Source organism: Achromobacter sp. FW305-C-13 (assembly GCF_058783475.1).
Genome location: NZ_JBYSYN010000002.1, coordinates 914,939 through 932,895 on the forward strand (window position 1 = coordinate 914,939; position 17,957 = coordinate 932,895).

Sequence of the window (17,957 nt, forward strand, 5' to 3'; positions counted from 1 at the left end):
CAGTGGGCGTCCGGCGACGCCAAAAGAAAAACCCCCGGGGCGAAGGTCCGGGGGTTTCTCAGGATACTGCGTTCCCCGGCGTGAGCCGGGGAGGCCTTGCAAGGGAAGCGGGACTTAGAAGTCCATGCCGCCCATGCCGCCCATGCCACCCGGCATGGCCGGGGCAGCGGGCTTGTCTTCGGCCAGTTCGACCACGGCGGCTTCAGCCGTCAGCAGCAGGCTGGCGACGGAGGCAGCGTTTTGCAGGGCGGTGCGGGTCACCTTGGTGGGATCCAGCACGCCTTGCTCAACCAGGTCGGTGTACTCGCCGGTTGCGGCGTTGTAGCCGTAGTTGCCCTTGCCGTTCAGCACGTTGCTGACCACGACGCTGGCTTCTTCGCCGGCGTTCGTGACGATGGTGCGCAGCGGCTCTTCCACAGCACGCAGGATCAGCTTGATACCGGCGTTCTGGTCAGGCGTGTCGCCCTTCAGGTCAGCGATGGCTTGCTTGGCGCGCAGCAGTGCAACACCGCCGCCAGCCACAACGCCTTCTTCCACTGCAGCGCGGGTAGCGTGCAGGGCGTCTTCGACGCGAGCCTTCTTTTCCTTCATTTCGACTTCGGTGGCAGCGCCAACGCGAATCACGGCAACGCCGCCGGCCAGCTTGGCCACGCGTTCTTGCAGCTTTTCACGGTCGTAGTCGGAAGTGGCTTCTTCGATCTGGATGCGGACTTGCTTGACGCGAGCCTCGATCGACTTGCTGTCGCCAGCGCCGTCGATGATCGTCGTGTTTTCCTTGCCCACTTCGATGCGCTTGGCTTGGCCCAATTCAGCCAGGCCGGCCTTTTCCAGCGACATGCCGGTTTCTTCGGAGATCACCGTGCCGCCCGTCAGGATGGCGATGTCTTCCAGCATGGCCTTGCGGCGGTCGCCGAAGCCCGGAGCCTTGACGGCGGTGGTCTTCAGGATGCCACGGATGTTGTTGACAACCAGGGTGGCCAGCGCTTCGCCTTCGACGTCTTCTGCGATGATCAGCAGGGGACGGCTCGACTTGGCAACTTGTTCCAGCACGGGCAGCAGGTCACGGATGTTGCTGATCTTCTTGTCGAAGATCAGGACAAACGGGTCTTCCAGCACGGCAACTTGCTTTTCCGGGCTGTTGATGAAGTAGGGCGACAGGTAGCCGCGGTCGAATTGCATGCCTTCGACGACGTCCAGCTCGTTTTCCAGCGACTTGCCGTCTTCGACGGTGATGACGCCTTCCTTGCCGACCTTGTCCATCGCGTCAGCGATGATCTGGCCGATGGAGGAATCGCTGTTGGCCGAGATCGAACCGACTTGAGCGATTTCCTTGCTGGTCGTGACCGGCTTGGATTGCTTCTTCAGTTCAGCCACGGCAGCGGCGACAGCCTTGTCGATGCCGCGCTTCAGGTCGATCGGGTTGAAACCGGCGGCAACGTACTTCAGGCCTTCCATGACGATGGCTTGAGCCAGCACGGTGGCGGTCGTGGTGCCGTCACCGGCGTTGTCGGAGGTCTTGGAAGCAACGTCCTTGACCAGTTGTGCGCCGATGTTTTCGAACTTGTCCTTCAGTTCGATTTCCTTGGCGACGGACACGCCGTCCTTGGTCACCGTCGGGGCGCCGAACGAGCGCTCCAGCACGACGTTGCGACCCTTGGGGCCCAGGGTGGTCTTAACAGCGTTGGCGAGAACATTCACGCCGCGGACGATGCGCACGCGGGCGTCGTCACCGAACAATACTTGCTTGGCAGCCATTTCTTAGCTTCCTTCGAAAATTCGTTTGAGGCGGGGTTTACTGAACCACGGCGAGGATTTCGTCCTCGCGGATGACGAGCAGTTCTTCGCCATCAACCTTCACGGACTGGCCGGCGTACTTGCCGAACAGAACCTTGTCGCCAGCCTTCAGGTCGACCGGCAGAATCTTGCCGTCTTCGGTCTTCTTGCCGGGGCCGACGGCCACGACTTCGCCTTGATCAGGCTTTTCTGCGGCGCTGTCGGGGATGACGATGCCCGAGGCAGTCTTGCGCTCGTTTTCGAGGCGTTTGACGATCACGCGATCGCCCAGGGGACGCAAGGCCATGAGGAACTCCTGTTTACTTGAAAAAAGTGAATGATCGGTTAGCCCCGGGAGGGCTGTTAGCACTCACCGGTGTCGAGTGCTAATTATAGGGATGATGTTCCGGGCTTCAAGGGGGGGAGGCCGGGCTGTTACATATTTGATGGGTACGCCGGTTGGTGTCGATGTCGAAATTCATCCAACTTGGGATTTACGTCATCCAGTTTGGGAATCGAGAATTTTCGATATACAAGGACTGGCGAGGCCTCCAGCCGCATTTCGCCTCTGGAGGTCCAATTCTGTGTGTCACGCTTAGGGTGATGTCGCTTTAAGCCGGCCGTCATCGACGTAGCGCTTGAGCGCCTGCCACTGGTTCAAGGCATACGAGAGCCAAAAGTTGCACAACCTTTCGACAAACGGGAAAATCGACCACTTGGTCCACCATATCCGTGGCCGCAGACTATTCAGGAGTGAAGGACGTGCGCAACCCCGTTCTCACGGCAATACCGACCGGCATCATGGAAGGCCGATGCCGGCAAAGCGCTCAAGGCAAACACGCGATCCTGCATGCTGTAATCTGCGCGGTCCTCGCCAGCGCTCCTTTCCTGCAGATCGAAGCGGCCTATGCCGCTGGCTTCGACTGCAAGGCCGCGAAAACCCATGTCGAACATCTAATCTGCGCCGAACCATCATTGTCCAAGCTGGACGATCAGGTGAAGGAGCTTTACGACAAGATTCAGGCCGAAACCGCTGGCCGTGACGGTGAAACCGGTGAATGGCGCGATCCTGTAGCGAAAGAGCAGACGCTATGGCGCACCACCGTGCGCGACCGTTGCCCCGACGCCGCCTGCCTGAAATCCGCCTACGTGGACCGCATCGCTGCCATGAAAAAGAACTGGGCAGAGGCGCTGGGCCCCGCAGGCAAGTAATACGCGAAGCCCTCCGGGGTGGTCGAATTTTGCTATTTAAAAGCATCCTGTCGGGGCCGAAACAAAATAAGGTGTCCAAAGTAAGGTGTCAGACTGCAATATCACAGACATCCGATCCGAGGAAACCGACATGACATTGCAGCCACAACGCTTCCTGGATCATCTTGCCGCTCACGGCTGGACGGTACTTCGGACGGCGCCCAACTCGACGTCAGCGGATGCGCCGGGCGATGCGCATGGCTATGGCGCTTTCCTGGCGGCATTCACTGACTTGCACAACGCAAACCAGACACGCTGGTTCCTGAGCACGGCTGACCATGACGGCACGGCGGACAGCGCCTTTTCCTGGTGTCGAATTTCATCCAACTTGAGATTTGGTTCACGCAAGTTGGCGGCTGACAAATGTGTCGATGTCCCGTCCACGCGGGTTAAAGCCCGATTTGGCCCCCGAGGTTCAAAATTCAGCGAGCAAAGGGCGGTAGAACGGTGCTCGGCTCATGGTTGTTATTTGGTTCATTCAACTTGGTTTCTTGTCCGAAAAGTTCATTCAACTTGGATTTCGCACCGAAAAGTTCATTCAAGTTGGGGGTAGGGGATCTGTGCCTGCGGCCGATGTCGAATTTCATTCAACTTGAGACCTTGGCCTTAACCTGGGCAGAAAGTACCTCGAGCCGACCGACCGCATCCGACCCACAGCAGACAATCACTAAGGTTCAATATGAGCGGCGGCTGGACGCGTGCGAAGCACGCTGGAAGCCGTCCGCTCGATGGCAGGATTAGGCATCGCTAGCGGCTCGTACGTCGTAGTTCTGTACCCCACTGCACTTGGTGAAAGCCGACCTGGCCAGCCTAGCAAGGAATACCATCCGCAATTTAACGATCGCTTCTAAAACAAGAAGGCCAACGAGTCAGGGGCGAGGTGGGTGAAGCCGTCATAGCGGTGAGAGTAAATTGGGTTTCCCTTGTAAAGCCGCGTTAAAGATCTGCCGATGAGGAGAGCTACGTCAGTGGGCCTTTCGTTCGGTCAGTCAGTCATCCAGTTGCAGGAAACCGAATTCATAGACCCCGGGCCGAATCTTCGCGGTCAAATCTAAGTAAGCCTTTTCAAAAGCCTTCGTACTTATGGGCGAGAAGTCGCCGCTAGAGTTGCGCAGCTTCAGCGCATTGCGCACTTGATGCCAACCGGCGTCGGCACGATTCAGCATTAGCTGCTTTCGCACGCTGTAGCTGTCCGTCTCAGCGAAGAAAGCTCTCCACAGTGGAAGTCCTTGGGCCAACACCTCTTTGGCTTCGGCAGACAGCTTCTTTGCTGTCAGGTGCCTATACATGAAGTCTGACTCGAACGGGCCCGAAGCGCCGACCTCTTCCTCGCGGTAGGGGATAAAGTGGTTAACGAGGCTCCACTGCTTACCACGCCAATTAATTCCGTCGGCCCCCACGGTTTGGTTGCCGTTGTTGAAGAGCATCCAGATCAAACAGTCGTTGGCAAACTCAGCGGTCAACTTTTTGCTTGGTGCTGTGAACTGATCACGGTCATTGACCCAGGTGTGCTTGACGATACGGCGCACAGTAAACACCACTGCGACCTGGTCAACGTTGGCTCGGGTTACCAATAATCCTCCTGCGCTGCAATAGCCTGATGACAGTAGCGCAGTTTGCATGCTGTGTTGCACATCCGAGCCGAGCGAAATAAGTCCGCCTATCGCATCGTCGGCCCACCACTGGCCTCGCAGGTCTTTTGCCGTTTCAGATGCGGGCGTCATCGCCTTGCTTAGAGGAAGCGCGGGAGTATTATTCGGCTTGGCTCGCGTTATCCATTCGCCCAATAGGCGATCTGACGTTACGACGCGGAACGTTTTTGCCCCAATGGGCTTGGCTGTCTTATCAATGACTTCGGTGGCCACCTCGGAAAGCTTAGTAGCCACCTTGTTTTGAGGAAAGATCTTCCATATTAAAAAGCCAATCGGAAAGTCACCTTTTAGGCCCTCGAATGCCTTGCTGTGAATAACGAAGCCGCCCAGGTAATTTGCATTCCAGTGCTCTCGGAACGGCTCAAAGTTTGGGGCAACGATGTGCTTCATCTTGCTAAAGCAAGCGACAGTGGCATTCGGAATCTCTCGTGCGATGCGCACTAAGAATTGCACGAATAACTCGCGAGCGGCGTACCCGTAGCCGCTCATTGTGGTACCCATTTTGGTAGCTGCGACCTTTTTTTTGGCGGAAGACTCACCATCCCCGCGAGTAGCCATGGCATTCATGGCTTCAGCGTAGGGGGGATTGATTAGCACCAAGATCTTCTTGCCTTCGGCGATCGCGGCACGCAGTGCCTTTGGAACCTTGTTCGTCAGTTCATAGTTAATCGTCCCATCTTCTTCGATGTCGTCGTTTAAGTAGTCGTACTGGAACTTAGTTGCCGCCGGGCACGTCTTAGTGGACTTCATCATGACGAGGTCTGCCTCATCCAATGTGCTCATATACACGTTGCGATGATTGGCGTGCTTGACCTCAAGGTTGCCAACGCCGCAGCACATATCCCACACGACGTAGCTCTTCTGCCAGTTTGGCCCAAGTACCCCCGTAAGGTGGTCGTAGGCCTTGTCCACAGTGGATAAAGAGGTGTAATACGCGCCTTTGAACATGCGCTCATCAAGCGGAATCAGGCTGTCCCGCCGTTCCAATAAATAGTCTCTGTATTCCGCCTTTGGTGGACGGTGATAGATAGCCCAGAACCTCCGGTAACCCTCCTTGTTGCCCAATTTGCGGAGTTTGCCGTCCAGGATGAAGGCCGGGTGCCCGTCTACTTGGGCAAGGCTGGCAGGTAAGCCCTTGTAGGTCGACACCGTGCCGTCGTGCATCACGTCCGCGTAGAAAAGCAGCGTGTAGTCTGACTCGGCGACTCCTTCAATCTCTCTGCCTATGAACGAAACCCACTTATCAAACACCTGCTTGAGGTTGTCCGGCGTGATTTGAGTCCGGATAATATCCCCAGACTTGATGGCTGCTTTTATTGTCTGAATGAACTCAGTCTCATTGCTGGCCAGACGGAATGACACGAAATATGTGCCGATATGCGCGCTGATTTCTTCCAATGCTTCCTGGGTGTACTTGGACGCCGACTTGCCCCACTTGACCGATTTCTTCGCCAAGAACGGGATGACGTCGGAGGACTTCATAACGGCCGCCTTCTCTGTGTCGATCACAGCCAGGAACGGCGGGACGTGTTCGCCCTTGTCCAACGCCACTTGGACATAATGCAACAACTGTGTGAACTGGGAGTAGATGCTGTGCTTGCCTGTGTCCTTGGCTTCGAACCAAATTTCCTTGGTTTGGATGTCGATTAGGCCTTTGGTATACGATTTCAGGCCCAGGGCCTTGATGTACAGATCCTTGACATCTTCTTCAGATTTGACGTGTTTGAGCGCTTCGTATAGTTGCAAGACTAACAGCCTCTTTTATTGAAAATTTCATAATTTGAACGAGCATAACCTAACAGGCGTGTTCAGGCCCCGGGCGATTATCACTGCCACTTGCTATTGTCGCAACGGCAGAGAGAGAGTGGCTTCCTAGTGGGTAAATTCCGCGTTCGTTGGTCAACCTAGTCGTTCGCTTTCTACATGCAAATCTGTGCTGCGTCAGCATAAGCGGATGGGTCCTTGATTGTGAGGCCTGGATGGCGCTTCCAAGCTAAATGATGCGTCGAGCGCTATATGGAGCGAACCTATGGCTTCTTCGTGGGTACATAGGTGCTGTCGGAGCACATCGGCCTTCATCAGCGTGTTCGAAAGGTTAGCAAGTCAAAGTTCACGAATGTCCGCTTCTGGCCGACAGCGGTCGCATGGCAGGAGGCACACGCCCCGCAGAACTTAGGATTCCGTCGAATCGCTTTTTGGTCCTTAGAGCTGCCCGGCTCCTGCGCTGGATCACTGCATCGAGCGATGGTGCTCGCCCCTCGGCGGTGCGCTCGTACATCTGCTTTAAGGAATAATTTTCTCCACGCGGTTCTCGGCATGTTCAACGAGAGATGCAACTTCCCACTCTTTGTCCTCCTCGTTGTCGTTGACATAGTAGGCGCGTAGCTCACCTCGCTTCTCCTTGATGTCGGTCCACCAGAATCGCTCTTGCTCTTCAGGGGCGAGAAGATTCTCAATTGCGAGCATGAGATCGAAAAGCACGCCGTTCCACGACGGAGGGACGCTTCCACAAATTCGAAATCCCGCCTTGAACTGCCAGGCGAAACGCTCCATAAGCTCTTCCGCGGTCATCATCGAGAGGATAGTCATACGTGCTCCTGTGGTGGGTGGTTGACGTTGATGCCTAATGGGGTTGCATTTCATTGCGTCAGTGAGACAAGGCACCCGAATAGAACGCGATGGATGCGTATTTCCTGTGGACGAGCATAGAGGAACCTGTCGAAGGCGTGTGATCGACGTCCCGTGCCGGTCGGAGCGCGCTCATCCTGATCTGCGGACGGCGGTACCGAGTTGAATTGCTTTTTTCATGACCCGACCTCTGCGCGAGTTGCATGAAGTATTCCCGCCAGACGCACTATTGCGACGGCCGTAGCCAAGTCGCTACTAGGGGCTGACGTGAGGCCTTCGAAGTTCAGAAGCATCGATATGTTTGCAGGCTACCTCTACTGCAGTGCGGCCACCGCCGAGAATTAACAAGATGAGCCCGTAGCCTGGTTCATCATTTTGAAAGGCCGAAAGGCGCAGGAGCTAGACGTAGGGGGCCTTTGAATTTTGCAGCAGGAACTCCCCAAAACCGAATTTCCAGAATGAATCCGCATGCTAATCAAACAATATTCGCCGCCTCCAGTTTTTGCTACGCTGTCGAAAGCACCATTCTCTGGCCGAGCACTTATGTCGCGGATATTTGGACGGAATCTGGCTGCGCTACGCGCCCAGCACGGAGTGACCCTCGCTGAGTTGGCTCAGCATCTCGGGTTCCATGCGTCATACCTTTCGCATATGGAGAGGGGCAGGCGCCTTCCTCCAAAGCGGGAGGACATCATGCGCATCGCGGACGTGCTCTCGGCGTCAGCATCGGAACGCCACCAATTGTGGGACGCCGCCATTTGGTCCGTGGCGGTCGATGGCATTGAACATATGAACGGGTATGGCGAGCAGAAACTCGAAGAATTTCTACGACGTATGGCTGCTCCACAACTGCTCACGGCTGTGCAATTAGCCGTCTTCCCAGTTAGCAATAAAAGTTAGGCCAACTGAAATAGTCCGCCCTCTTCTTTCGCCCTCGTACATGACAAGCCGGCGCACTTAGTCTAACTGTGCTTCGAACCCGGGAGAGATCGAAATGTAGAAAAGTAAAACGCCGACCACCTCAAAGATGACCGGCGCTTCGCAAAGCAATGAGACTCTGCGGCTTAGACACCTCCAGTTTCTCTCCTTCGTGCGGCGAGGTCAAGTTACGTTCACAGTTTTTCTTGAACTGGGGATAAACGCTGCCTAAGGGGTTCGAAATGGCATTCCTGCCTGGCCGAAAGGTAGTGACGCGCTCTCCACATAGGCGCGTTGGCTATATCAGTTGCCCGTGGTTCCAAGATGAGCAGATCGAGTACGAGAGCCTGTTAGAGCAGGGCTTTATTCGTATTGCGCTGCTGTGCCCCGGTTTGGTCCGAATCAAAGATCAACCGTTCAAGCTGGTACTGCCAGGTGGGCTGCACTACACCCCAGATCTACTCCTGACGTTCGCTGACTCGACCCAACTGGTCGTCGAAGTGAAGCCTAACGTTCACGTGCCAAGACATATCGACAAGCTGACCGCTGCCCGCGAAATCCTACGGGAGCGGGGCTATCACTTTCTTGTTTGCACTGAGCGCGACATCGATCGCGGTGAGCGTCGTAAACGTGCTGCTCGGATTCTGCGCCAAGCGATATCTACGACGGCCAGACAGCATGCAGACGCTGTTCGCAGCTGGGTTCCGAAGCTGAATTTTCCTATTTCGCTATCAACGCTCGTTGAGAAGACTGGTCTCGCCCCACACGAGCTTCTGGGCGCAATTGGTCGGAAAGCGCTAGCTCTGCGGCCCGACCTTAGCCTGGACCACATTTATTCATGCAGGTCTTTTGAGGAGATGCGTGATGTCTCGTCATCTTATTCAGCGTGGCTTAGCCCTCAGGATTGATGAGCGAAATTTTGAGGTTGATAGGTTGTTGGAGAGGAACTCCTTAGTACAACTCGAGGATGTAGCTACAGGTGCCCGAAGGACATACGGAGTCGCAGCTTTGCAAAAGGAGGTCAGCGCAGGGCGGGTGCTGATCCTAGGCGATTCGAGTGCAGCAAACGAGTCGCTATCGAAAGTGCAGCTTAGCGAGACGCTCCCTCATTTGCTTTCGAGACTTACAGTAGAGCAAGAGCGGGCTCTCAATCGCAAAAGAGACTACGTGATAGCCGCGAGGCGTCGCGGCCTAGGTTCGGCTGGGTCGACTCAGCTGGCCGCAATGATCTGCGCGACTGCGGAAAAGCTGGAAGACAAGAATCCGCCAGCGATGAAGACCGTCTGCCGGTGGATGACGGCTTATGAGAATAGCGGCAACAACGTCGCATCATTGATTCCGCGCACGGCGTTCCGCCATTGCCCATCCCGGACGCCGGAGTGGATCGTTGGCGTCGCGTGGAAGTGCATGCGCGCACACTACTTCAAGCTGGGGGGGAGAAGTCTGCGTGAAACGTACGAGATATATCTAGGTGACCATCAGAACAAGTTGAAAGTCCTAGATCGCGAAGCTGATATGCCGATTAGCTGGACATCATTCTGGCGCTTGTGTCAGACCGTTCCGGCGTACGAGAGAGATCGAGCCCGTAAGGGCGCCACTTATGCGGCACACAAGTGGCGTCGATCTACCGGCGGCGTTTACGCAACTCGCCCGCTGGAACGTGTTGAAATGGACCACACGATTTTGGACATCCACGTCATTGACGACCACAGGTGCATTCCGCTAGGTCGTCCGACGTTTACGATGATCATCGATTCCTTTACGAACTACATACTTGCGATCTATATCAGCTTCGAAGGTGAAAGCCTGGGACGCGTGGCAAAGACAATACGTATGGCGCTTACGCTAAAGGACGATATTGTGGCGGGCATCCCCTTAAAAAACGAGTGGATCACGCCAGGTATGTGGGAGTGTCTGGTGGTGGATAACGCATTGTCGTTTCAGTCTCCTCAACTGAAGCGCATCGCAAACGTACTCGGGTGCGACTTGGAGTTTGGACCTGTCCGACGCCCCTGGTTCAAGCCAACGGTGGAACGATACATGCTGGAAGTTATGAGACTTCTTCCACCCGAAGGTAGGACGCACAAGCCAGGCGTGGCGAAGGAACCCAACGATCCTAGTAAGAACGCTTGCATTACCTTCTCCAAGTTGTCGTCCATCATTACCCAATGGGTCGTGGATGTGCACCCCTTTGAAATTCCTGACCGTACACTAGTTCGGCCGATCGACAGGCTTAAGGAGGGTCTGGAAGTCGACCCCGCACCGGTGCTTGTACCCGACTTAGACGAACTCCGCTTTCTGACTGCGCTCCAGAAAATCACGACGGTTGGGCCTGGCGGTGTGGAGTTTTTTAGGTTGCCCTACCGCAGCGTTGAACTCGGTGAAATGGCCAATCGGCAGCCACAGCCGAGATTCCAGACTTCCATGCGCTTCGATCCGGGCGATCTAGGCTCGATTTGGGTCCAGGATCCGACAACGGGAGGTTGGATATCGGTTCCGTGTCTGCATCACGATTACGCACGGGGATTGTCGGTCTATCAGCATCGATATATGAGATCAGAGGCTCACGCTAGGTTTCGCCGTAATGGCGCAATTGAATACCTTATGCAAGCGAAGGCAGACCTGCGTGAACAAATCTCGACGGCAGTCAAAGATGGCAAAAAGCTGCGGCGCGAGTTGCGGCAGCTTGCCGTCCTTGATGGAGCTAGTTCAGACCGTGTGCCCGAACTGCCGGCGACGAATGATGCTTGTTCAGTGCCCACAAGCGAAGACTCATTGTTACTGCTTGACCATGAGATTCCGACGTTCGAAGTGTTCGATCCAGCGGCCAAGAGCTGGTGGGCCTAAACATGGCTTACTCGAGAAAAGCGACTGAAATCGCTAAGACGTTTCAGGGTTTGATCATCCCGCACACGAAGTTCAATGCGGCGGCTAATAGTATCGAGAACGCTATCGAGGTTGGGAAGTTTGCGGGAACCTTTGCGGGAGTCAGGGTGTCCGCTCCCAGCGGGTCCGGTAAGACGGTCTTGTTGGAATTTGTTCGGAGCAGGATGGAGCAGGCTAGTGATGAAGAGCGGTCCAAGGACATCATTTTTGCGAGTCTGAAGGAAAACCCCTCGGTGTCTCAGGTGCAGGGCGACCTTCTCGACAACTACAACTACGCTGCACGGAACTTGGGAAGATCCAGCGGAAACAACAATGATGTGAATCTTGTGTTGGTCAAGGCGATCGCCCATCACCGCACGAGACTGATCGCTATCGATGAATTTCAACACGTTTTTCTGACTGGCGGGGTGAAGGCGGCAACTCCCGTCGTTGATTGGTTGAAGCGACTCATGAATCTTGTCCAGGTTCCGGTGGTCTTGCTTGGTACAGAATCCATAGACCGTCTTGAAGGATTGGATGAACAGTTGCTTTCTCGTATCCCAACGGTGGCCAGGTTAGGCTATTTCGCGCTCAATACAGAGTGGCGAGGCTTTCTCAACGCTTTGGCGTCGGGCTGCAAAGAATTTGACCTGTCCATCATCAGCAAAGATAGAGGAACGGCGGTGACCCTCTGGGAGGCGACCAAGGGGTCGCCGCGGAGTACCAAGACCTTGTTGGTGCATGCGATTTGCATAGGCGTAACTGCGGAAAAGACAGAGTTGACTCGGGAGATATTAAAGGATGCGTTCGTGGCTCACCGGGGTGTAGATGCATCTGCGGAGAATCCTTTTGCTACCGATTGACCAAAATCTTGGGCGGCCCTTTCCGGAGCAAGACGAAATTCGTGACGGCGAGTCAGGGGCTGGTTATGGCTTAAGGATGGCTTGTCGGAACGGTGTGTCGTTCAGCGAGCTCGCAGAGATCGTCGAATCTCCTGGTCATCGATATCTGTCTGCGAGATCCGTCAAGTATGTAGCGTATTTGTTCGGTGCAAGTCCGGATGCACTAGCACGTGCCACTCCGGTACTAGCTAGGGACCAAGGGCGCGATGTGGTTATCTTTCATGAAACTATGTTCACGCGCCCTTATCTTCTAAGGCATGCGTGGCCAAGATTGTGCCCCATATGCTTGCTTGAAGAGGGCGTTGCTAGGTCGTACTGGGAGATTTCGATTGCGACGGCTTGCTGGAAGCATCGAACTCGCTTGGTTGATGAATGTGGCTTTTGCGGTCGAAGAATATCGTGGCGTCGTCCTGGGATGCTTGACTGTTTTTGCGGCGCCAATTACGTGGATCAAGTCATTGACGTGGAGGACGAGATTGAGTTGGGCTTGTGCGCATATTTTGAAGAGAAGCTCACGCGTTCCGAGCCGGGCACAGCGTTGCACCATCCGCTCTTCAACCAGCTGTCTCTCAATTCTTTGCTTCGGTTGATCTGGAGCCTTGGCATAGTCTCCTTGATGCCATGCGGAAAGCCCATACCTGGAAAAGTGACTCGCGCTCCTGATGTCACGTCTGCGGTCCGGCTTGTATATTCGGCCGTTGAAAGTTTGAAAGCCTCGCCGACGCAACGGGCGCCGCTATGGTTGGGTTCTGAGCTAGCCCAAGAACTGACCAGCGAAGAGTTGGAGACCGTTTGCTCGTTCATCCCGGAACTTGCCACTCTTGATGGCCATGTTCGAAAAATTCCGGCTCAGCTGCACCTTTCACTGGGTGATTCGGAAGCGGTCAGATGAGTGAGCGCCTCCTGTACATCCACGCCAAGCCGCACGCTGATGAGTCGTGTTTCTCCTGGCTGTTGCGAACAGCAGAGCTCCATGCTTTGACCGCTGCAGAGTTGCTTCGTGCCTTCAATGTAATCAAGCGGCGGGATCTTGATCTCGCCATTGGTCCGCAAATCCTCGCGAAATTTTCTCGAGGTTTGGACTGCTCCTTCGGCACGCTTCGCCAAATGTCTAAATTTTTTGGAGCCTTCCGAAGCGAGAAGTGGTTGCGCGCTTGGATCAAGGAATGCGGTTCAGGGATGCCACTGTTGGGATATTGTCCGCATTGCTTGGATGAAGACGAACATCCCTATTGGCGTAGCACTTGGCGGCTGAAATACTGGATGGTTTGTCCGAAGCACTGCTCCTCGATCTTGAACGTATGTATGGCTTGTGAGCGCACATTGGGTGCATTTGACTATCATGGGCGGCGTTCATCTCAGTGTGGCATCTCTCTTTGTTCTCGATGTCCACACTGCATGACGGAACTTCGACATGCAGTTGAGGGAAGCTATCGATATCCTCCGCATCAAATCCGGGATCTAATCGACCTCCAGAATATTGTCACTGCAGCCCTTGTTCGGGGAGGGTTTCGCGTGGTAGGAATCGATCAGTTAATTCCCTTGGCATTGCTCCCGTCGATTCTTTTGGCAGGTGGGACTCGCGCTGGTAGCGCCTCAGTTCCGCTTAATAGAATGCTCAAGATTCAGATCATGGAAGCCATCCGAGCTCTGAGGCGTGGCGGCGAGCCAGGTTTCTTTATTGATAGCAGCTCGGAGTTCGTTTCAGTCAAGCAGGGAAAGAGGATGGGACCCGCGCAGCAGTTGGCTGAGGCAGCTCTTTTGGCCAGGTTCTCGACTTTGTCGTATTTGGCATCCGAGCAGCGCATGCGCTAGCGCAATGTCTGCCGGCGTCAGATTTCGTTAAAAAGTCGTCGTGAAGCGAAGCGCGCTTTGTAGGTGATAGCGGAATCCATCCTTTCAACAGGGGCGAATGAGATCGAATGGAACGGCGCCGTTGTATCGCTATTCACCTAAAAATTGGTGTCGATTGAATTGTTTGGTAGGGCGGTTCTCGGCGCTGCTAAATTATCAACGTCAGAGTCGAGATCCAATGCCCAGAGTATCGCGAGGTACGCGCCAATAGGAATCGTGGGATCGCCGTTTTCCGCTGCCAAGACAGTGGCGGCGTCGAGGTCGGCTACCCTGGTTATGCGATCCAGCGTCCAGCCTCTCTCTTCGCGAGCACGTTTAAGGCGTCGGGAAAATAGCGCCAATCGGTGAGTGGTTTCGGGCGCGAGATTGGTAACGCCATTAATCGTCATAGTCGAAGTGTTGCCGATAAAACTACGATTGAACGCTTTGAGACCGCACCCTGATTTGCGCTCTCAAAGCACTGCGCTGTAGTCTCAGTGCATCGCCTCGGTTTTCGCGGAGGCTGTTTGATTAAAGTAAAACAGCCTCACCGGCTGATGTTCCGAGTAGGTTGTAGTAGTTTGCCTCAGCCTCGGCCGGCGGGATATAGCCGATGGATCAGTGCTGGCGCTTATGGTTGAACCAGGCGACCCATTCCAGCGTTGCCAGCTCGACAGATTCCCTGGCTTTCCAGGATGCGCGGCGGTGAATCAGTTCAGCCTTGTACAAGCCGTTGATGGTTTCGGCCAAGGCGTTGTCGTAACTATCACCACGGCTGCCCACGGACGGCTCGATGCCCGCTTCGGCCAGGCGTTCGCTATAGCGGATGCTGACGTACTGCGATCCCCTATCGGAGTGATTGTTGATTTGCAGGCAGAGTTGACCCACTTTTACGTTTGAGGGGGTGCAAACTAACTGGGTCAGATAACCATCGTTACCAGGCTGGCGGGCGTATAGGGTCTGCTCCAGTGCGTCAAGCACGAAGTCCGTCGTCATGGATTTGCTCACGCGCCAGCCGACAATGCGCCGGGTGTAGACGTCGATGACGAAGGCCACGTACAGCCAGCCCTGCCAGGTCGAGACGTAGCTGAAGCCCGAGACCCACAACTGGTTCGGCCGCTCGGCCCGGAGCTGCCGGTTGACCCGATCCATTGGATGGCTGGCCGCGTCATCAGCGATGGTCGTTCGCAGCCGCTTGCCGCGCCGCACGCCTTGCAGGCCCTGAGCGCGCATCAGTCGTTCGATCGTACAACTGGCCTCCACCACGCCTTCGCGGTTCAACTGCCGCCAGACCTTGTCGGCGTCGTAGACGCGATGGTTCTCTTGCCAGACTCGCTGGACGTGCGGCATGAGCTGTTCGTCACGCCGCGCACGGTCGCTGCGCCGCGCCGAGTCGCGCAGCCGCGCGGCATGGCGCCGATAGGCCGACGAGGCAACCTGCAATACCTTGCAGATCGGCTCGACCCCGTAAACCTCCCGGTGCCGGTCGATGTAGGGGTTTACGACTTCAGTTTACGGTTGAGCTCCGCCTGCGCGAAAAAAGCGCTGGCGGTGCGCAGGATGTCGTTGGCGCGGCGCAGCTCTCGGTTCTCCCGCTCGAACTCCTTGATGCGTTCTCGCTAGCTGGTGGTGACCGCCTTCGCGCTGTCCGCTGTCGACTTCGTGGCGCTTGACCCAGGTCACCAGCGTCTGCGCCGGGCAGCCGATCTTGGGCGCGATGGACTCGACCGCCACCCACAGCGACGGGTACTCGCTGCGCGACTCCTGCACCAGGCGCACCGCGCGCTCGCGCACTTCAGGGGGAAACTTGTTCGCGTTGTTTCTGCTCATGGCTCGCATTCTCTCAACAGTAGGAGCCTCCGCAAAACCCGGGGCGATTCAGCATCTTGCTCAAACGGGTTGGCCAATTTTAATTAGTAAGAGGCGAGCCGTGAAGAGTTTTCACACAGCCTCGGCCGGGAGCCGTCGTAGTGAATAGCCGTTCCTTGGTGTACGTCGATCTCTTGATAACCGTCCTGCTCGCGGGATAGTGCTGCAGCAGATGTTGTGAGTCCACTCCTCCGCATTATCCCGGGCGACTCAAGCGGCCTAGCAAGTAAATACAACCAATGCGCCCTTCGAGACAGCTAATGTCCTGACCGCGATCGAAACTGCGTACTCCCAACTCAAGTGGAGACACAGTGTCGGACTCAATAGCAACCCGTGGAACTCATACTGCATCCAATCGCCCCGTGGTCGCCCTGCACGGCTGGGGGATGTCTGGGGAGGATGTCGCTTTGCTTGTGCGGCAGCTTGCGGAGGAAGTGCCAGTATTTGATTGGCACGCGGATACGGACGCGCCGCACGGCGCGCTGTCGTTGCATCTCGTGGACTTCGCCGCATTGACGGGAAAAGGGCGCGCCGAATGGAACGCCTATGGCCCGCTCGAGGCCATGCGTCAGGCCCGTGAGCAGGGCGTGGCGGCCTTGGCGTTGTGCCGTGGCCGGGTCAGCCAGTTGCCCGCTGTTCGCAAGGGTGTCTGGGTCATGGCGGCGGACAAGCCGTGGGCGTGCGCCGTACAAACGGCAGTGCGGGCGCTGGCGGCTCTGGAGTGGACCCGTGCGGAGGGCTATAAGGCCGTGCCTGCATGGCGCGCGGCGTGCAAGTTCGCCGATGCCAATCTTCTTGCCGTACTTGGTTTTGAGGAAACCGCCGCGGGCTTTTCCGAGGTGTTGCGCGAGGCGCTGACGGCACTGCTGATGCAACCTGCAGCGCTCGCCGTTGCCGGCGTTCCCGAGCATGAGTTGCAGCGCACGATAATTGAAGCGGGTTTGCACGAATTGCGGCCTTTGGTCGCAGTGCCCATGACTCTGGATGGTGCGATGCGCGTGGACGCCTTGCTTGGTTTTTCCTGGCCCGCGCTCGATTAAATTTTGGCCGATTATTTTCACCGCGACTTCTGCATCCCGGAGTTTCCCGGGCCGGCCTGCGTGGGCGATGACATTTCTGGTAAATCCCAGTTTGTTATCGTAGCAACTTCATGTCGAAGTGAGTGAGTTGCTGCATGCCCCCGCTGATCGCCAATATATTTCACGTCTTGAAGGACGCCGAGCAAGGCGGGCACTTCATGAGTACGCCGGAAATACACCGGGAGTTGTGCCGGTCATATCCCGAGCCTCCCGTCGTCAAGACTGTTTTGCGCACATTGCAGAAGTTGCTCGACCAGCAGTTGGTGGAGTCCGAAAAGCGTGGCACGGCGCTGGTCTGGCGCAGGCGGGCCGGCGCTGGAGGTGTGGCCGCCAGGTCGGCCGGTTTGATGACGCATGAACAAGCGCTGGCGCTGCAAACTTTGAAGCGCTTTTCATCCCGCCAGATTCCGTCGCTGGTTTCCGAGTCGCTGTCTTCCTTGTTCGACACTGCAGAGAAACGGCTGGACGTTTCGCACAGCGACAGCGAACGCCGCTATCGGAAATGGGTGGACAAGGTCGAAGTAGAAAGCGGGGCCTTTGCCTTGCAGCATCCGGCCATAGACTCAAACACCTTTTCTACCGTTTCCCGTGCGCTATTTTTCGAGCAGAAACTCGAAGTGGTGTATCGCGTTCGCTCCAAAGGGGATCAGGAAACGACGAAGACTATCGACCCGCTGGGATTGGTCGAGGTGGGCGGGGTGATTTATCTTGTCGCAGCCATGGTCGGCTATCCCAAGCCTGCCATGTATCGGCTTGACAGGGTGGTCAGCGCAACCATGCTGCCAGAGATATTCGCCTATCCCCGGGAATTCAGCTTGGCCGAGTATGTGAAACAGCAGCGGCAGTTCGATTTCATGGTGGAGGGCGCCATCAAGCTGGAGCTGCGGTTTCTCAGCGGCGCTGGCAGTCACCTGATCGAATCGCCACTATCCGATGATCAAGTGGCGGAGTATGTCGGATCAGAACTGCGGGTCAGGGGGACGGTCTTGCTCAGCAAGCGCCTGCGTTGGTGGCTGAGAGCGTTTGGCCCGAATGTCGAAGTCTTGGGGCCGGCAAGTCTACGCGAGGAAATGGCCAACGAAGCGGAAACGCTTGCGGCGCTTTATGCAACGCGTGCGTGAACGAGTGGGTGATCGATACACGTAATGTCCCGATCGCCTCTTATTCTGGTTGCGGTGCGGCAGCCA

The 17,957-nt window shown here is 56.0% G+C and carries 13 protein-coding genes, 2 pseudogenes and 1 other annotated feature; of the genes and pseudogenes, 10 read left to right on the forward strand and 5 right to left on the reverse strand.

Going from position 1 to position 17,957, the window contains the following annotated elements; genetic code table 11:
* Positions 1-114: 114 nt before the first annotated feature.
* Complete coding sequence (groL, locus tag AC3WMU_RS15640; protein WP_006227642.1) at positions 115-1,755, reverse strand: chaperonin GroEL; 1,641 nt, start codon at positions 1,753-1,755, stop codon at positions 115-117.
* 37 nt (positions 1,756-1,792) lie between these two features.
* Positions 1,793-2,080, reverse strand: coding sequence for a co-chaperone GroES (gene groES / locus AC3WMU_RS15645; RefSeq protein ID WP_006221616.1), 288 nt, complete (start codon positions 2,078-2,080; stop codon positions 1,793-1,795).
* A gap of 455 nt (positions 2,081-2,535) precedes the next feature.
* On the opposite strand from groES, the gene AC3WMU_RS15650 reads away from it, so the two are divergent.
* Positions 2,536-2,985: a lysozyme inhibitor LprI family protein gene (locus tag AC3WMU_RS15650; protein WP_035214170.1), complete on the forward strand. Its 450-nt coding sequence runs from the start codon at positions 2,536-2,538 to the stop codon at positions 2,983-2,985.
* A 1,028-nt stretch (positions 2,986-4,013) separates the two neighbouring features.
* Here AC3WMU_RS15650 and AC3WMU_RS15655 read toward each other — a convergent pair.
* Entirely contained in the window at positions 4,014-6,422 is a 2,409-nt protein-coding gene (locus AC3WMU_RS15655) for a hypothetical protein (RefSeq protein ID WP_492282618.1), read from the reverse strand.
* Between the two features lie 537 nt (positions 6,423-6,959).
* Positions 6,960-7,265, reverse strand: a complete 306-nt coding sequence (locus AC3WMU_RS15660) for a hypothetical protein (RefSeq protein WP_492282619.1) — start codon at positions 7,263-7,265, stop codon at positions 6,960-6,962.
* Between the two features lie 582 nt (positions 7,266-7,847).
* Here AC3WMU_RS15660 and AC3WMU_RS15665 point away from each other — a divergent pair.
* The 7 genes and pseudogenes from AC3WMU_RS15665 (at position 7,848) to AC3WMU_RS15695 (ending at position 13,804) form a co-directional block, all read left to right on the forward strand.
* The gene (locus AC3WMU_RS15665) at positions 7,848-8,204 is read left to right on the forward strand and encodes a helix-turn-helix domain-containing protein (RefSeq protein WP_492282816.1); all 357 of its coding nucleotides are present in this window, start codon (positions 7,848-7,850) and stop codon (positions 8,202-8,204) included.
* A 260-nt stretch (positions 8,205-8,464) separates the two neighbouring features.
* Complete coding sequence (locus tag AC3WMU_RS15670) at positions 8,465-9,130, forward strand: Tn7 transposase TnsA N-terminal domain-containing protein (RefSeq protein ID WP_492282620.1); 666 nt, start codon at positions 8,465-8,467, stop codon at positions 9,128-9,130.
* Complete coding sequence (locus tag AC3WMU_RS15675; RefSeq protein WP_492282621.1) at positions 9,087-11,069, forward strand: TnsB C-terminal domain-containing protein; 1,983 nt, start codon at positions 9,087-9,089, stop codon at positions 11,067-11,069. The genes AC3WMU_RS15670 and AC3WMU_RS15675 overlap by 44 nt, the downstream gene beginning before the upstream one ends.
* A 2-nt stretch (positions 11,070-11,071) precedes the next feature.
* Entirely contained in the window at positions 11,072-11,950 is an 879-nt protein-coding gene (locus AC3WMU_RS15680) for a TniB family NTP-binding protein (protein WP_492282622.1), read from the forward strand.
* A pseudogene (locus AC3WMU_RS15685) lies at positions 11,916-12,341 on the forward strand (TniQ family protein); the annotation flags it as partial. The gene AC3WMU_RS15680 and the pseudogene AC3WMU_RS15685, both read left to right, overlap by 35 nt.
* A 93-nt stretch (positions 12,342-12,434) precedes the next feature.
* Positions 12,435-12,881: a hypothetical protein gene (locus AC3WMU_RS15690; RefSeq protein WP_492282820.1), complete on the forward strand. Its 447-nt coding sequence runs from the start codon at positions 12,435-12,437 to the stop codon at positions 12,879-12,881.
* Complete coding sequence (locus tag AC3WMU_RS15695; protein ID WP_492282623.1) at positions 12,878-13,804, forward strand: TniQ family protein; 927 nt, start codon at positions 12,878-12,880, stop codon at positions 13,802-13,804. Before AC3WMU_RS15690 ends, AC3WMU_RS15695 begins: the two co-directional genes overlap by 4 nt.
* A 549-nt stretch (positions 13,805-14,353) precedes the next feature.
* Here AC3WMU_RS15695 and AC3WMU_RS15700 read toward each other — a convergent pair.
* Positions 14,354-15,661, reverse strand: a pseudogene (locus AC3WMU_RS15700) (IS3 family transposase).
* Positions 15,251-15,367: a sequence feature (AL1L pseudoknot), on the reverse strand. (Overlaps the previous pseudogene by 117 nt.)
* Positions 15,662-16,053: 392 nt before the next feature.
* Between AC3WMU_RS15700 and AC3WMU_RS15705 the strand changes: the two are divergent.
* Both AC3WMU_RS15705 and AC3WMU_RS15710 read left to right on the forward strand, forming a co-directional pair.
* Positions 16,054-16,731, forward strand: coding sequence for a hypothetical protein (locus AC3WMU_RS15705; protein ID WP_492282624.1), 678 nt, complete (start codon positions 16,054-16,056; stop codon positions 16,729-16,731).
* Positions 16,732-16,865: 134 nt separating this feature from the next.
* On the forward strand, positions 16,866-17,891 hold the full coding sequence (locus AC3WMU_RS15710) for a helix-turn-helix transcriptional regulator (protein WP_492282625.1): 1,026 nt from the start codon (positions 16,866-16,868) through the stop codon (positions 17,889-17,891).
* The last annotated feature ends 66 nt before the right edge of the window (positions 17,892-17,957 follow it).

Bases quoted from the DNA above. Each gene is read 5' to 3' on its own strand.
- groL (WP_006227642.1), bottom strand. From the start codon at position 1,755: ATGGCTGCCAAGCAAGTATTGTTCGGTGACGACGCCCGCGTGCGCATC.
- groES (WP_006221616.1), bottom strand. From the start codon at position 2,080: ATGGCCTTGCGTCCCCTGGGCGATCGCGTGATCGTCAAACGCCTCGAA.
- AC3WMU_RS15660 (WP_492282619.1), bottom strand. From the start codon at position 7,265: ATGACTATCCTCTCGATGATGACCGCGGAAGAGCTTATGGAGCGTTTC.
- AC3WMU_RS15665 (WP_492282816.1), top strand. From the start codon at position 7,848: ATGTCGCGGATATTTGGACGGAATCTGGCTGCGCTACGCGCCCAGCAC.
- AC3WMU_RS15670 (WP_492282620.1), top strand. From the start codon at position 8,465: ATGGCATTCCTGCCTGGCCGAAAGGTAGTGACGCGCTCTCCACATAGG.
- AC3WMU_RS15675 (WP_492282621.1), top strand. From the start codon at position 9,087: ATGTCTCGTCATCTTATTCAGCGTGGCTTAGCCCTCAGGATTGATGAG.
- AC3WMU_RS15680 (WP_492282622.1), top strand. From the start codon at position 11,072: ATGGCTTACTCGAGAAAAGCGACTGAAATCGCTAAGACGTTTCAGGGT.
- AC3WMU_RS15695 (WP_492282623.1), top strand. From the start codon at position 12,878: ATGAGTGAGCGCCTCCTGTACATCCACGCCAAGCCGCACGCTGATGAG.
- AC3WMU_RS15710 (WP_492282625.1), top strand. From the start codon at position 16,866: ATGCCCCCGCTGATCGCCAATATATTTCACGTCTTGAAGGACGCCGAG.